Source organism: Streptomyces sp. CA-179760 (assembly GCF_050937045.1).
Taxonomy (GTDB): domain Bacteria; phylum Actinomycetota; class Actinomycetes; order Streptomycetales; family Streptomycetaceae; genus Streptomyces.
Window position 1 is genome coordinate 7,314,657 of the sequence record NZ_JBNJLZ010000001.1, and the last position, 13,741, is coordinate 7,328,397.

Sequence of the window (13,741 nt, forward strand, 5' to 3'; positions counted from 1 at the left end):
TCCGGTGCGTGGTCCGATCCCGGGAGGCCGGCTCCCTCACGACCTGGCCATATGGGTACGGCCAAAGGTGACGGGGAGGCCCCGAGCCATCTCGCTGGTGGAGCGGGGGCCCCGCACACTGGCGCCGTACCCGGCGTCCCAGATCGCACGGTCACCGTAGCCCGAACGGCCCATCACGCCGCAAAGCACAGAAGCCGACCTTCACACGATCGAGCTGAAGCGACGTTATGCACGCTCCAGAGCGAGCAGCTGACAACCCCTCCCGGCCCCGCGGGTCAGTACACGTCCCGCACGTACCGCTTGTCCGACGCGAGTTGCTTCACGTACGCGGCGGCCTCCGCCTCGCTCAGCCCGCCGTGGGTCACCGCGATGTCCCTGAGCGCCCGGTCCACGTCCTTGGCCATGCGGGAGGCGTCGCCGCAGACGTAGAAGCGGGCACCCTCGCACAGCCAGTGCCACAGCTCGGGCCCGTGCTCGCGCATCCGGTCCTGTACGTACACCTTGTTGCGCTGGTCGCGGGAGAAGGCGGTGTCCAAGCGGGTGAGGGTGCCCTCGTCGAGCAGCCCGGTCAGCTCGTCCTCGTAGTAGAAGTCCGTCGCGCGGTGCTGCTCGCCGAAGAACAGCCAGTTGGGAGCCCGGTGGCCGAGGGCCCGCCGCTCCTCGAGGAAACCGACGAAGGGCGCGACACCGGTACCCGGGCCGACCATGACCATCGGCGTCGAGGCGTCGCCCGGGGGCCGGAAGTGCGGGGAGCGCTGCACGGACACGGGCACCTCCGTGTCCGCCCCGGAGTCCGCGAGGAAGGGCGAGCAGACCCCGCCGCGCGCCCGGCCGCGCAGGTTCTCGTACCGCACCACGGACACCGTCAGTGACACCCGACGGGCGTCGACCAGCGGGCTGGACGATATCGAGTACAGCCGCGGCTGCAGCCCCCGCAGCACCCCGGCCCACTCCTCGGCGCTCGCCCGCACCGCGTATTCGGCGATCACGTCCACGGCCTGCCGGCCCCAGCTCCACTGCGCCAGCCCGTCCTTGTTGTCGGGCCGCAGCAGCCTGCGCAACTCGTGCTTGTCCCGGGCGCGTTCGGTGACGAAGCGCAGCAGGTCGGGCGTGATCCTCGTGATGTCGAAGTGCCGGTGCAGGGCCTCGGCGAACGGCACCTCGCCCACGCCCTTGACCCGCACGGCCGTGGTCGCGTCCAGGCCGGTCACCGCCAGCCACTCGTCCACCAGGGCGGGCGCGTTGACCGGCCGCACACCGAGGGCGTCCCCGGCCTCGTACGCCAGGTCCGTCCCGCTCAGGTCGAAGGTGAACCGGCGGACCTCCTTGCCCGCACCGGGCCGGCTGAGCAGCTGGTTGCCGACGAGCCGGGCGGTGGCGACGGGCTTGGAGACGGTCCTCGGTTTCTCGGCCGGAGCCGGAGCCGGAGCCGGAGCCGGCGTCGGGGCCTGGGCCGGGGCCGTGCTCGTGCCGCCCAGCGCCGAGAGCACCTGGTCGAGCCACTCCCCGGCGGAGGGCTCGTAGTCCGGCTCGCAGTCCGTGCGCGGGGCCAGCCGCACCCCGCCCAGCTCGTCGAGCCGCGCGTCCAGCCGCCGCCCGTGCCCGCAGAAGTCGTCGTACGAGGAGTCCCCGAAGGCGAGCACGGCGTACCGCACCCCGTCCAGCCGCGGCGCCCCGGCGTCGGCGAGCGTGTCCCAGAGGCCGCTGCCGTTGTCGGGCGCGTCACCGTCCCCGAAGGTGCTGGTGATGAAGAGCAGGTCGGCCGTGCGGGCCAGCGTCCCGACGTCGGCCTCGTCCATGCCGACCAGGCGCGCGCGATGCCCGGTCGCGGTCAGCCGCTCGGCGGTGGCGGAGGCGAACTCCTCGGCGTTCCCGGTCTGCGAGGCCCACAGCACGACGATCTCGCGGCCGGCCGGCTCCTGCGGCGCGGGCGTCGCCGTCGCGGTCCGGGAGTACATGCCGGCGAGGACCCCGTTGACCCACAGGGCGTGCTCGGGCGAGAAGGGCGCGTCGAGCGGGAGCACCGGGACACCGCCGAGGGTGCCCGAACGGAGCCCCGCGAGGAAGCCGGTGAGGTACCGGCGCTCCTGGGCGGAGAGGACCGGCGGAGGGGAGGGCTCCAGGCCGAAGGGGTCGGCGGCGCCCGGGGTCACCTCCGTCGGTACGAGCGCCTCGGTGGGCGGCGCCGGTGCCGGTATCGGCGCGGCCACCTTCGCCAGCGACACCGCGCACACCTTGAACTCCGGCTGGAACGACAGCGGATCCACCGCGTCGCTCGTCACCGCGTTGATGCTCAGATACTCGCCGAACAGGTCGTTCCAGTGGAACGGCGCGAAGCAGCACCCCGGCCGCACCCGGTCCGTCACCACCGCCGGCAGCACGGCCCGCCCGCGCCGCGAGGCGACCTCGACCAGATCGCCCTCCGCGGCGCCGATCGCGGCCGCGTCCAGCGGATGGAGCTCCACGAAGGGCCCGGAGTTCAGCTTGTTGAGCTTCGCGACCTTCCCGGTCTTGGTGAGCGTGTGCCACTGGTGCTGCACCCGCCCGGTGTTGAGCACGAACGGATAGTCGCCGTCCGGCATCTCGGCGGCGGGCAGATGCGGGCGCGCGAAGAAGACACCCCGACCGGAGGCCGTCGGAAATCGCAGCCCCTCGTCACCGACGTACCGGACGGGATTGCGCTCCGGCCCGTCCTCCCGCGCGGCCGGCCACTGCACGGGCGTCTCGCGCAGCCGCTCGTAGGACACCCCGCGCAGGTCCCACCCGGTCTTCGGGTTCCAGAACCGCCGGATCTCCTCGAAGACCTGCTCGGCGCTGTCGTACGAGAACCCCTTCTCGTACCCCATCGCGCACGCCACCTCCGCGATGATCCGCCAGTCGGCCATCGCCTCCCCGGGCGGGTCCGCGGCCGGCCGGGTCAGCGTGAGGTTGCGCTCGCTGTTGACGAAGACGCCCTCCGCCTCGGTCCACATCGCGCCCGGCAGGACGACGTCGGCGTACGCGTTCGTCTCGGTGTCGGTGAACACGTCCTGCGTGACGACGAACTCGGCGGCCTCCAGACCCTCGATGACGGTGCGGCGGTTGGCGACCGAGGCGACCGGGTTGGTGCAGATGATCCAGCAGGCCTTGATCTCCCCGTCGGCCATCCTCCGGAACATCTCGACGGTGCCTTTCCCGACCCCGTCCTTCCGCAGCGTCCCCGGCGGCAGCTCCCACACGTCCTCGACGAACGCCCGCTCCTCGTCCACGAGCACCGACCGCTGCCCCGGCAGCCCCGGCCCCATGTAGCCCATCTCGCGTCCGCCCATGGCGTTGGGCTGGCCGGTCAGGGAGAACGGCCCGGCGCCCGGACGGCAGATCGCCCCCGTCGCCAGATGCAGATTGACCAGGGCGTTGGTGTTCCAGGTGCCGTGCGTGGACTGGTTGAGCCCCATGGTCCAGCAGCTCATCCACCGCCGGCCCGCCTCGCCGATCAGCCGGGCGGCGGTGCGCAGATCGTCCTCGGCGATCCCGGTGATCTCCGCGACGGCGGCCGGTGCGTAGTCGGCGAGGAATCCGGGCAGGGCCTCCCAGCCCTCGGTGTGCGCGGCCATGAACTCCGGGTCGGTGTGCCCGCCCTCGTGCAGCAGCCGCAGCAGCCCGTTCAGCAGCGCCAGGTCGGTCCCGGGCTTGACCTGCAGGAACAGATCGGCCTTCGCCGCGGTCGCGGTCCGCCGTGGATCGACGACGATCAGCTTGGCACCCGCCTTGACCCGCTCCATCATCCGCAGGAACAGGATCGGATGGCAGTCGGCCATGTTCGACCCGATGACGAGGAAGGCATCCGCCTGATCGAAGTCGTCGTACGACCCGGGAGGCCCGTCCGCACCCAGCGACAGCTTGTAGCCGGTGCCCGCGCTCGCCATGCACAGCCGCGAGTTCGACTCGATCCCGTTGGTCCGCACGAACCCCTTGGCCAGCTTGTTCGCCAGATACTGCGCCTCCAGGCTCATCTGCCCGGACACATAGAAGGCGACCGCGTCCGGCCCGTGCTCGTCGACGATCGCCCGCAGCCGCGCCGCGGTCTCGGCGATCGCGTCGGCCACCGGCGCCGGAACCGGCTCCTCGCCTCGGTCGTCCCGCACCAGCGCGCCGTCCAGCCGCCCGGGGGCGGCGAGCATGTCGGCCGTGGTCGCGCCCTTGGTGCAGAGGCGCCCCGCGTTCGCCGGATGCGCCTTGTCACCGGAGGCCTTGAAGATCTTGCGCCGGCCGTCCGGGCCCGCCCCGACATCGAGGACGAGGCCGCAGCCCACACCGCAGTAGGAGCAGACGGTGCGCACCTGCTGCGTCTCCTGCTGCGGCCGGGGAGTCGTGGTCATGCCGTCGACGGTACGAAGACCCCGTTACGCAGGTGTCACATTGCTTGATCACGAGGAGTTACGCCCGTCACACAGCCGCCTTCCGGCCGTTGTGAGGTGCATTGACGTCGCGGAGCGTGTCGCTGTTGGGCCGAACGGGTGACTCTGCGCAAGAATTGCCCGATGCAGACAGTCAGCCCGAGCCAGGACGGAGCATGCCGGTGAACAGCCACGATGTCACCGACGAACAGTGGGAGGGGCTCGCCCAGGTCGTGCCGCTGCGGGGCCGGGACGCCTGGCCGTCCTCCGTCGGCCACCGGTCCATACCCGAGGCCGAGACGCAGACGCGCCGCCGCTTCGTCGTCCTGCGGGTGAACGTCTTCGCCGACGCCCGTGACGTCGCCGAGCGGCTGATGGCGGGTGTACCCGTGCTGCTCGACCTGACCGGCGCGGAGACGGAGGTCGCCAAGCGCGTCCTCGACTTCAGCACGGGCGTCGTCTTCGGCCTGGCGAGCGGGATGCACCGCGTGGACCGCAACGTGTTCCTGCTGACACCGGCAGGCACCGAGGTGACGGGGCTGATGGAGGGGGCCGGGCTTCCCGGGGTGTGAGGTCGGCTCGACCGGTGTGACGGTAGCTCGATCGTAGGAACGCCCCGGGGGCGGAACGGTTCGCCCTGCAGCCGGAGCCCTACCGTCCGGATATGACCCAGCCCCCCGCTGCCACCTCGCCCGCCGACACGCCCCTCGCGCATACCGGCCGCCCCCGCCTCACCGAGCTGCGCCTGGCCGCCTTCACCACCCACCGCCGCGCCGCCTTCCCGCTCGGGCCGCTCACCCTCCTCGCCGGTCCCAGCGGCTGCGGCAAGACCAGCGCGCTACGGGCTTACGAGGCCCTGGCCCGGCTCGGTGGCGGCGCCGGGCTCGGCGAGGCGTTCCCGGACCCCGTCGCCTGTGTCCCGGAGCGGGCCCGGCCCGACGCACAGCGCCGCCGCGGCTTCCGCATCGGCTGCACGGCCGACGGCCCCGCGGGCCCGGTCCGGCTGGACGTGGCCGTGCAGGCCGAGCCCGAACTGCGGGTCGTGGGCGAGCGGTTGACGTCCGGCGGCCTGATCCTCCTGGAGACCGCCCTGCGCGACCCCGGGAAACGTGCCGTGCAGGCCTCCTGGCACACGGCCGGGCCGACGCCGGTGACCCGTGGCCCGCTGCCGGACGACCGGCTCGGCACGGCCCTGCTGCCGCTGCGCGTGGCCGGCAGGACCTCCGGCCAGCGCAGGGTGCTGGCCGCGGCCGAGCAGATGGTGGTCGCCCTGCGCTCCGTCTTCGCCTGCGACCCCCAGCCCGCCCGGATGCGGGGCCCCGTACCGTCCGGCTCCGGCCGGCTGTACAGGGGCTGCGGCAATCTGGCCGACGTACTGGGCCGCACCCGCGCCGAGTGCGGACGACGGCACGCGCTGTTCGTCGCCGCGGTACGCGCCGGCTGCGCCGGACCGGTCGCGGACGTCCTGGCCCGGGCGGAGGAGGCGACGGGAACGATCCGCGCGACCCTCGACCGGGGCGACGGCGTCCGCACGGACCTACGGCGCCTCGGCGACGGCGAACTGCGCTACGTGGCCCTCGCGCTGGTCCTGCTCACCGGACCGGGCGTACTGGAGGTCGACCCGGCCGGCGAGGTGCCCGCCGCGCTCCAGACGCTCACCGTCCTCGCCGACGGCTTCGACCGTGGCCTGGACGGACGGCAGCGGCTTGAACTGCTGCGGCTGGCGGCCCGGATGTGCGACCGGGGCCACATCCGGCTCGTCGGCACGGTCAGTGACGCCTCGTGGGCCGCCGGGACGGAGGGTGTCACGGTGGTACACCTGGACCGTGACTGATCCCCTGGACGTGGCCGGACTGCAACGCCGCCTGGCCGATTTCGCGGCCGCGCGGAACTGGCAGCAGTACCACACCCCAAGAACCTGGTCGCCGCACTCAGCGTGGAGGCCTCCGAACTGGTCGAGATCTTCCAGTGGCTGACCCCCGAGGAGTCGGCCCGCGTCATGACCGACCCCGGCTCCGCGCACCGCGTCACCGACGAGGTCGCCGACGTGCTCGCGTATCTGCTCCAGCTGTGCGAGGTACTCGGCATCGACCCGCTGGCCGCGCTGAACGCGAAGATCGACCGGAACGAACGGAGGTTCCCGATCCTGGAGTAGCAGAGTCCACTTGTACGCTACGTAACCAAAATGCCGCCCGAATCCGAATTGTTGTCCGCAGATTTCCGCCTTCCTCTGGCTTTTCGTCTCAGGCCCCTTCACTCTGGGTAGTGGACTAGGGAGTTCGGGCAGGCGTACGCGCGGGAGCGCGTCGGGACAGACGGGGCAGCGCATGGACGCGGTGCGGCTCATCGTGACGAGCAGGCGGTTCCTGGCAGCGGGCGGGGACCAGCGGGAGATCCTGGCCGAGGTGTGGCAGGCACAGGCCCTCGCGCAGGCGATAGGCAGCCGCCTCGCGGTCGCCGGACCGCCCGAACTGCGCGGCGAGGCACTGGGATTGACGGAGCTGGCGGGCCGGGGCTGTGGCGTCCTGGACCCGCCCGAACTGGCCCCCGGTGAGCTGCGGGCGGGCCAGCTCACCGAGTTGGGCGACGCCCGCCACACCCTGATGTTCCTCGGCGGCCTCCTCGGCGAGGTCGGCATCGCCCTCGTCGGCCTCGCCTGCGCCGCGGACGACGAGGGGACGTACTGGCAGTGCATGGAGGCCATCGACGCGGCGGACGAGTCCCGCGACCGCGTCCTCGAAATGCTCCGCAGACTGGCGGACCGCGAGCAGGTGGTACCGGAGCGGGAGGCGGGCTAGGAGAGGGACCGCTGGAGCGCCTGCTGCGCGGCAACGCCCTCAAGGGGCGCGGGGAACCGCGCGCCCGGCCACAACGGCGCCGCAGCCTACAAGCCCGCCTTCACCCCGAAGACCCCCACCCCCACCCCCACCCCCGCCCTCAGCCCACAGAACCCTCCTCGCCCGGCCCCCGGCCGGCATCCCCCGCTGCCTGAAGATCCGCGTCCAACGCCGACAGATCCGCGTTCAACGCCGCCATCAGCTCCTCCATCTGCTGCAACAGCCCTTTCGGCTGCCCGGTCCCGCCCTGCTGCGGCACGGTCTCTTCGGACATGACGGCCTCCTCGGCCCATGGCCCCCGGGGAGGCCCGACGCGGGTGACACCCCGGCGGTCGCCGGGCGGTGCGGAAGCCGGGGGCTCCGGCTCCGCCCGAGCCAACGATCACCACCGGGGCCGGTCACTGGCCGGGTCAGGCCGCACCCGCGGTATGGACGTAATTTCACCCGACAGGGGCGCGCGGGGACGGGGGACCGATCTCGTCGCCCCGCACCCCGGCGTGCAGGATGGAAGCATGGAACTGCGCATCTTCACCGAGCCCCAGCAGGGGGCCACCTATGACACGCTGCTCGCCGTCGCCAAGGCCACCGAGGACCTGGGCTTCGACGCCTTTTTCCGCTCCGACCACTACCTCCGCATGGGCTCCGGCGACGGCCTCCCCGGCCCCACCGACGCCTGGCTGACCCTGGCCGGACTCGCCCGGGAGACCAAGCGCATCCGGCTCGGCACCCTGATGACCGCCGGTACCTTCCGGCTGCCCGGCGTGCTCGCCATCCAGGTCGCGCAGGTCGACCAGATGTCCGGCGGCCGCGTCGAGCTCGGCCTCGGTGCCGGCTGGTTCGAGGAGGAGCACAAGGCCTACGGCATCCCGTTCCCCAAGGAGAAGTTCGCCCGCCTCGAGGAGCAGCTGGAGATCGTCACCGGCCTGTGGGCGACGGAGCGCGGCAAGACCTTCGACTTCCACGGCACCCACTACGACCTCACGGACTCTCCCGCGCTGCCCAAGCCCGCGCAGCAGAAGATCCCCGTGCTGATCGGCGGCCACGGCGCCACCCGCACCCCGCGACTGGCCGCGAAGTACGCCGACGAGTTCAACATGCCCTTCGCCTCCATCGAGGACACTGAGCGCCAGTTCGGCCGGGTCCGTGCCGCCGCCGAGGAGGCAGGCCGCGACGGCGACGATCTGACCTACTCCAACGCCCTCGTCGTCTGCGTCGGCCGTGACGAGGCGGAGATCGCCCGCCGTGCCGCCGCGATCGGCCGCGAGGCCGACGAGCTGAAGCTCAACGGGCTGGCCGGTTCCCCGTCCGAGGTCGTCGACAAGATCGGCCGCTACGCAGAGATCGGCGCCCGGCGGATCTACCTCCAGATCCTCGACCTGCACGACCTCGACCACCTGGAGCTGATCTCCTCGCAGGTGCAGGCGCAGCTGTCGTAGGGCCGGCACGGCACGTCGGCCGTCCGGCGGATCGGGCCGTGGAGCGCGATCCGCCGGGCCTCCGTCAGGGCTTGCGGGCGACGCCGACGTAGAGGGGGATCTCCTCCTCGCCCCCGTCATCGCCCTCGCGCGGTTCGCCGAGCGCGGGGTGCCACCGCGCGGCCAGGACCACCCCGGGGTCCACCAGCTCAAGGCCCGTGAAGAACTCCGAGAACTCTCCGAGGCCGCGCACCTGCGCCGCCGTGCCGCCCTTGCGGTACACCTCGACGACCCGCTCCCAGGTCTCCGGGTCGAAGTCGCCGGTCGCGTGGGAAAGCGTCAAGTGGCTGCCGGGCGCGAGCGGTTCGAGGAGCTCCCGGACGAGCCGGAGGGGCTCGTCCCCGTCGCCCACCAGGTGCAGGAGCGCCACCAGGGAGAGGGCGATCGGCCGGCTGAAGTCGAGGGTCTCCCGGGCCGTCGCGATGATCTTCCCGGGGTCCCGCACATCGGCCTGGACATAGGCGGTCCTCCCCTCCGGCGCGCTGTGCAGCAGGGCCTCGGCGTGCCGGAGGACGATCGGGTCGTTGTCCGCGTAGACCACCCGGGCCTCAGGGGCGATCCCCTGGACGATCTGGTGCAGGTTCGGCTCGGTGGGGATGCCGGTCCCGATGTCGAGGAACTGGCGGACGCCCCGCTCGGCCAGCAACCGGGAGGCGCGGTGCATGAAGGCGCGATTGGTCCGCGCCATCGCGCTCACGGCGGGGAAGTGCGAGGTCACCTGCTCGGCCGCCGCCACATCGACCGGATAGTTGTCCTTCCCGCCCAGGAAGTAGTCGTACATCCGCGCCGCATGGGGCCTGCTGGTGTCGATGGTGCTCACAGTCGCACATCCTCCCTCGAACGCCCGGTCGGCCGGAGGCTAGCGAAAATTCCCGGATGCTGCCGATGTTCCCTCTGTACGGTGAGTGGATCCGCAGTTCAGCCCCTACTTCGAGGCTCACCACCGTGTTCCTGACGATCACCACCACCGGCACCCCGGAACGCCCGGCCACCGATCTCGGCTTCCTCCTGCACAAGCATCCCGAGAAGGCCCAGGCGTTCTCCACCTCCTACGGCACGGCCCACGTCCTCTACCCCGAGGCGACAGCCGAGCGCTGCACGGCGGCGCTGCTGCTGGAGGTGGACGCGGTGGCACTGGTCAGGCGGGGCAAGGGCAAGGGCCGGGGCGGTGCCCCGGACGCGGCGCTCGCGCAGTACGTCAACGACCGCCCCTACGCCGCTTCCTCCCTTCTCGCCGTGGCCCTGAGCGGCGTCTTCTCCAGCGCGATGAAGGGCGTCTGCAACGCCCGGCCCGAACTGCCCGCCGTACCGCGGCCGTTGCGTATCGAGGTGCCGGCGCTGCCAGCCCGCGGCGGCCCCGGGCTGGTACGGCGGCTCTTCGAGCCGCTGGGCTGGACCGTCACCGCCGAACCCGTGCCGCTGGACACCGAGTTCCCGCAGTGGGGCGACTCCCGCTACGTCCGACTCGAACTGGAGTCCACAGACCGCACCCTCGCCGAGGCCCTGCGCCACCTCTACGTCCTGCTCCCGGTCCTGGACGACGCCAAGCACTACTGGGTCGCCCCCGACGAGGTCGACAAGCTGCTGCGTGTCGGTGAGGGCTGGCTGCCAGGCCACCCGGAGCAGAAGCTGATCACCAGCCGCTACCTCGCGCGCCGCTGGTCGCTGACCCGTGCCGCGACGGAGCGGCTGGAGCTGGTACGGCTGGCCGAGACCGACGACAGCGAGGTCGAGGAGATCGACAACGCGGTCGGGGCGGAGACCGAGACGGAGGAGCGTCCGACCCCGCTGGCCGTGCGGCGCCGGGAGGCGGTCACCGCCGCGCTCAAGGCGTCCGGGGCCGCCCGTGTCCTGGATCTCGGCTGCGGACAGGGCCAGTTGGTGCAGACCCTGCTCAAGGACCCGGCGTTCACCGAGATCGTGGGCGTGGACGTGTCGATGCGGGCGCTCACCATCGCCTCCCGGCGGCTCAAGCTGGACCGCATGGGGGAGCGGCAGGCCGCGCGCGTCAAGCTCATCCAGGGCTCGCTCGCCTACACCGACCGGCGGATCAAGGGCTACGACGCCGCCGTGCTCAGCGAGGTCATCGAGCACCTCGACCTGCCCCGGCTGCCCGCCCTCGAGTACGCCGTGTTCGGCTCGGCCCGCCCGCGCACGGTCCTCGTGACGACCCCGAACGTCGAGTACAACGTGCGCTGGGAGAGCCTCCCGGCCGGCCACGTCCGCCACCGCGACCACCGCTTCGAATGGACCCGGGCGGAGTTCCGGGCATGGTCCGAGGCGGTCGCCGAACGGCACGGCTACACGGCCGAGTTCATACCCGTGGGCCCCGACGACCCCGAGGTGGGCCCGCCCACCCAGATGGCCGTGTTCACCCTGACCACCCCGAAGGAGGCGAAGGCGGCATGACCGACGTACGCGAGGGGCGGGTCCTGCCCGTCACCGACCTCTCCCTGGTGGTGCTCGTCGGTGCCTCCGGCTCCGGCAAGTCCACCTTCGCCCGCAGGCACTTCAAGGCCACGGAGGTCATCTCGTCCGACTTCTGCCGCGGCCTCGTCTCGGACGACGAGAACGACCAGAGCGCCACCAAGGACGCCTTCGACGTCCTGCACTACATCGCGGGCAAGCGCCTCGCCGCCGGCCGCCGCACGGTCGTGGACGCGACCAGCGTGCAGCCCGACGCCCGACGCCAGCTGATCGACCTGGCCAAGCAGTACGACGTCCTGCCGATCGCCATCGTGCTCGACGTCCCCGAGGAGGTGTGCGCCGAGCGCAACGCGGGCCGCACCGACCGCGCGGACATGCCCCGCCGGGTCATCCACCGCCACACCCGCGAACTCCGCCGCTCCCTCAGGCACCTGGAGCGCGAGGGCTTCCGCAAGGTGCACGTCCTGCGCGGCGTCGACGAGGTCGAGCACGCCACGGTCGTCACCGAGAAGCGCTTCAACGACCTGACCCACCTCACCGGCCCCTTCGACATCGTCGGCGACATCCACGGCTGCGCCGCCGAACTGGAGGCGCTGCTCGCCAAGCTGGGCTACACCGACGGAGTCCACCCCGAGGGCCGCACCGCCGTCTTCGTCGGCGACCTGGTCGACCGAGGCCCCGACAGCCCGGCCGTGCTGCGCCGCGTCATGGCGATGGTGAAGTCCGGAAACGCCCTGTGCGTGCCCGGCAACCACGAGAACAAGTACGGCCGTCACCTGCGCGGCCGCAAGGTCCAGCACACCCACGGCCTCGCCGAGACCATCGAGCAGATGGCGGGCCAGAGCGAGGAGTTCGTCGCCGAGGTACGGGAGTTCCTCGACGGCCTCGTCAGCCACTACGTCCTCGACGGCGGCCGGCTGGTCGTCTGCCACGCCGGGCTGCCCGAGAAATACCACGGCCGCACCTCCGGCCGGGTCCGCAGCCACGCCCTGTACGGCGACACCACCGGGGAGACCGACGAGTTCGGGCTGCCGGTGCGCTACCCGTGGGCGGAGGACTACCGGGGCCGGGCCGCCGTCGTCTACGGCCACACCCCGGTCCCGGAGGCCACCTGGCTCAACAACACCATCTGCCTGGACACCGGCGCCGTCTTCGGCGGCAAGCTCACCGCGCTGCGCTGGCCCGAGCGCGAGCTGGTCGACGTGCCGGCGGAGCGCGTCTGGTACGAGCCGGTGAAGCCGCTGCTCACGGAGGCCCCCGGTGGGCACGACGGCCGCCCGCTGGACCTGGCGGACGTGCATGGCCGGCGAGTCGTGGAGACCCGGCACCAGGGCCGGATCTCGATCCGTGAGGAGAACGCGGCGGCGGCCCTGGAGGTCATGAGCCGCTTCGCGGTGGACCCGCGGCTGCTGCCGTACCTCCCGCCGACGATGGCACCGACGGCGACCAGCAAGGCCGACGGCTACCTCGAACACCCGGTGGAGGCCTTCGCGCAGTACGCGGCGGACGGTGTCGAGCGGGTCGTGTGCGAGGAGAAGCACATGGGGTCGCGGGCGGTGGCCCTGGTGTGCCGGGACACCGACGCGGCGCGCAAGCACTTCGGGGTGGACGGGCCCGCCGGGGCCCTCTACACCCGCACCGGGCGCCCGTTCCTCGACGACGACGCCCTCACCGAGGAGATCCTCGACCGGGTGCGCACGGCGGTCGGCGAGGCCGGTCTCTGGGACGAACTGGCCACCGACTGGCTGCTGCTGGACGCCGAGCTGATGCCCTGGTCCCTGAAGGCGTCCGGTCTGCTGCGCTCCCAGTACGCGGCGGTGGGTGCCGCCTCCGGCGCGGTGCTCCCGGGCGCGCTGGCGGCGCTGGAGGGCACGGCAGCACGCGGCGTGGACGTGACGGGCCTGCTGACCCGGACCCGCGAACGCTCCGCCGACGCCGCCGCGTTCACCGAGGCCTACCGCCGCTACTGCTGGACCACGGAGGGCCTGGACGGCGTCCGCCTGGCACCGTTCCAGATCCTCGCCGTCCAGGGCCGCAGCCTCGCCGCCCTGCCCCACGACGAGCAGCTCGCCCTGCTCGACCGGCTCGTCGAGCACGACGGCAGCGGGCTGCTCAGGACCACCCGTCGGCTGTACGTCGACACGGCCGACCCCGAGTCCGTCCGGGCCGGAGTCGACTGGTGGCTCGAGATGACCGGCCGCGGCGGCGAGGGCATGGTCGTCAAGCCGATCGGCGCCCTCGTCCGCGACCCTCAGGGCCGCCTCGTCCAGCCCGGCATCAAGTGCCGCGGCCGCGAGTACCTGCGGATCATCTACGGCCCCGAGTACACCCGCCCGGAGAACCTGGCCCGCCTGCGCTCACGGTTCCTCAACCACAAGCGGTCCCTGGCGATCCGCGAGTACGCCCTGGGTCTGGAGGCCCTGGACCGGCTGGCCGACGGTGAGCCGCTGTGGCGGGTGCACGAGGCGGTCTTCGGGGTGCTGGCCCTGGAATCGGAGCCGGTGGACCCGAGGCTGTGAGCAGGTGGGCGATGAACTGCTCTCGCCCACCTGCGCTTTGTGACGTCCGATGCCGAGCAACTCTGGTTAGAGGGGGATCGACGTGCTACGTTCGCTGGTCAGTCAGG

The 13,741-nt window shown here is 72.3% G+C and carries 9 protein-coding genes and 1 pseudogene; 7 read left to right on the top strand and 3 right to left on the bottom strand.

Annotated elements, in window-relative coordinates; translation table 11 throughout:
* Positions 1 to 275: 275 nt before the first annotated feature.
* Complete coding sequence (locus ACQEV8_RS33355; RefSeq protein ID WP_432967678.1) at positions 276 to 4,358, bottom strand: molybdopterin-dependent oxidoreductase; 4,083 nt, start codon at positions 4,356 to 4,358, stop codon at positions 276 to 278.
* Between the two features lie 194 nt (positions 4,359 to 4,552).
* Here ACQEV8_RS33355 and ACQEV8_RS33360 point away from each other — a divergent pair, with 194 nt between their 5' ends.
* The 4 genes and pseudogenes from ACQEV8_RS33360 (at position 4,553) to ACQEV8_RS33375 (ending at position 7,174) form a co-directional block, all read left to right on the top strand.
* Positions 4,553 to 4,948 (top strand): cell division protein SepF, encoded by a 396-nt coding sequence (locus ACQEV8_RS33360; RefSeq protein WP_382580445.1) that lies wholly within the window; start codon positions 4,553 to 4,555, stop codon positions 4,946 to 4,948.
* 92 nt (positions 4,949 to 5,040) lie between these two features.
* Complete coding sequence (locus ACQEV8_RS33365; protein WP_432967683.1) at positions 5,041 to 6,210, top strand: ATP-binding protein; 1,170 nt, start codon at positions 5,041 to 5,043, stop codon at positions 6,208 to 6,210.
* Positions 6,203 to 6,531 (top strand): annotated as a pseudogene (locus tag ACQEV8_RS33370) (nucleotide pyrophosphohydrolase). Before ACQEV8_RS33365 ends, ACQEV8_RS33370 begins: the two are co-directional and overlap by 8 nt.
* Before the next feature lie 172 nt (positions 6,532 to 6,703).
* Positions 6,704 to 7,174 (top strand): DUF6099 family protein, encoded by a 471-nt coding sequence (locus ACQEV8_RS33375; protein ID WP_432967686.1) that lies wholly within the window; start codon positions 6,704 to 6,706, stop codon positions 7,172 to 7,174.
* A gap of 139 nt (positions 7,175 to 7,313) precedes the next feature.
* Here ACQEV8_RS33375 and ACQEV8_RS33380 read toward each other — a convergent pair whose 3' ends face one another.
* Positions 7,314 to 7,487: a hypothetical protein gene (locus tag ACQEV8_RS33380; RefSeq protein ID WP_382498243.1), complete on the bottom strand. Its 174-nt coding sequence runs from the start codon at positions 7,485 to 7,487 to the stop codon at positions 7,314 to 7,316.
* A 238-nt stretch (positions 7,488 to 7,725) separates the two neighbouring features.
* On the opposite strand from ACQEV8_RS33380, the gene ACQEV8_RS33385 reads away from it, so the two are divergent.
* Entirely contained in the window at positions 7,726 to 8,649 is a 924-nt protein-coding gene (locus ACQEV8_RS33385) for an LLM class F420-dependent oxidoreductase (protein WP_432967689.1), read from the top strand.
* Positions 8,650 to 8,713: 64 nt separating this feature from the next.
* Here the strand turns inward: ACQEV8_RS33385 and ACQEV8_RS33390 are convergent, their stop codons facing one another.
* Positions 8,714 to 9,508, bottom strand: a complete 795-nt coding sequence (locus ACQEV8_RS33390) for an SAM-dependent methyltransferase (protein ID WP_432967692.1) — start codon at positions 9,506 to 9,508, stop codon at positions 8,714 to 8,716.
* Between the two features lie 125 nt (positions 9,509 to 9,633).
* Here ACQEV8_RS33390 and ACQEV8_RS33395 point away from each other — a divergent pair, with 125 nt between their 5' ends.
* Positions 9,634 to 11,097, top strand: coding sequence for a 3' terminal RNA ribose 2'-O-methyltransferase Hen1 (locus ACQEV8_RS33395; protein ID WP_432967695.1), 1,464 nt, complete (start codon positions 9,634 to 9,636; stop codon positions 11,095 to 11,097).
* Positions 11,094 to 13,634, top strand: coding sequence for a polynucleotide kinase-phosphatase (locus tag ACQEV8_RS33400; protein WP_432967698.1), 2,541 nt, complete (start codon positions 11,094 to 11,096; stop codon positions 13,632 to 13,634). Before ACQEV8_RS33395 ends, ACQEV8_RS33400 begins: the two co-directional genes overlap by 4 nt.
* Positions 13,635 to 13,741: the final 107 nt, after the last annotated feature.

Coding starts and splice junctions, on each gene's coding strand:
- ACQEV8_RS33365 (WP_432967683.1), top strand. CDS start 5,041: ATGACCCAGCCCCCCGCTGCCACCTCGCCCGCCGACACGCCCCTCGCG.
- ACQEV8_RS33400 (WP_432967698.1), top strand. CDS start 11,094: ATGACCGACGTACGCGAGGGGCGGGTCCTGCCCGTCACCGACCTCTCC.
- ACQEV8_RS33380 (WP_382498243.1), bottom strand. CDS start 7,487: ATGTCCGAAGAGACCGTGCCGCAGCAGGGCGGGACCGGGCAGCCGAAA.
- ACQEV8_RS33355 (WP_432967678.1), bottom strand. CDS start 4,358: ATGACCACGACTCCCCGGCCGCAGCAGGAGACGCAGCAGGTGCGCACC.
- ACQEV8_RS33375 (WP_432967686.1), top strand. CDS start 6,704: ATGGACGCGGTGCGGCTCATCGTGACGAGCAGGCGGTTCCTGGCAGCG.
- ACQEV8_RS33360 (WP_382580445.1), top strand. CDS start 4,553: ATGCCGGTGAACAGCCACGATGTCACCGACGAACAGTGGGAGGGGCTC.
- ACQEV8_RS33385 (WP_432967689.1), top strand. CDS start 7,726: ATGGAACTGCGCATCTTCACCGAGCCCCAGCAGGGGGCCACCTATGAC.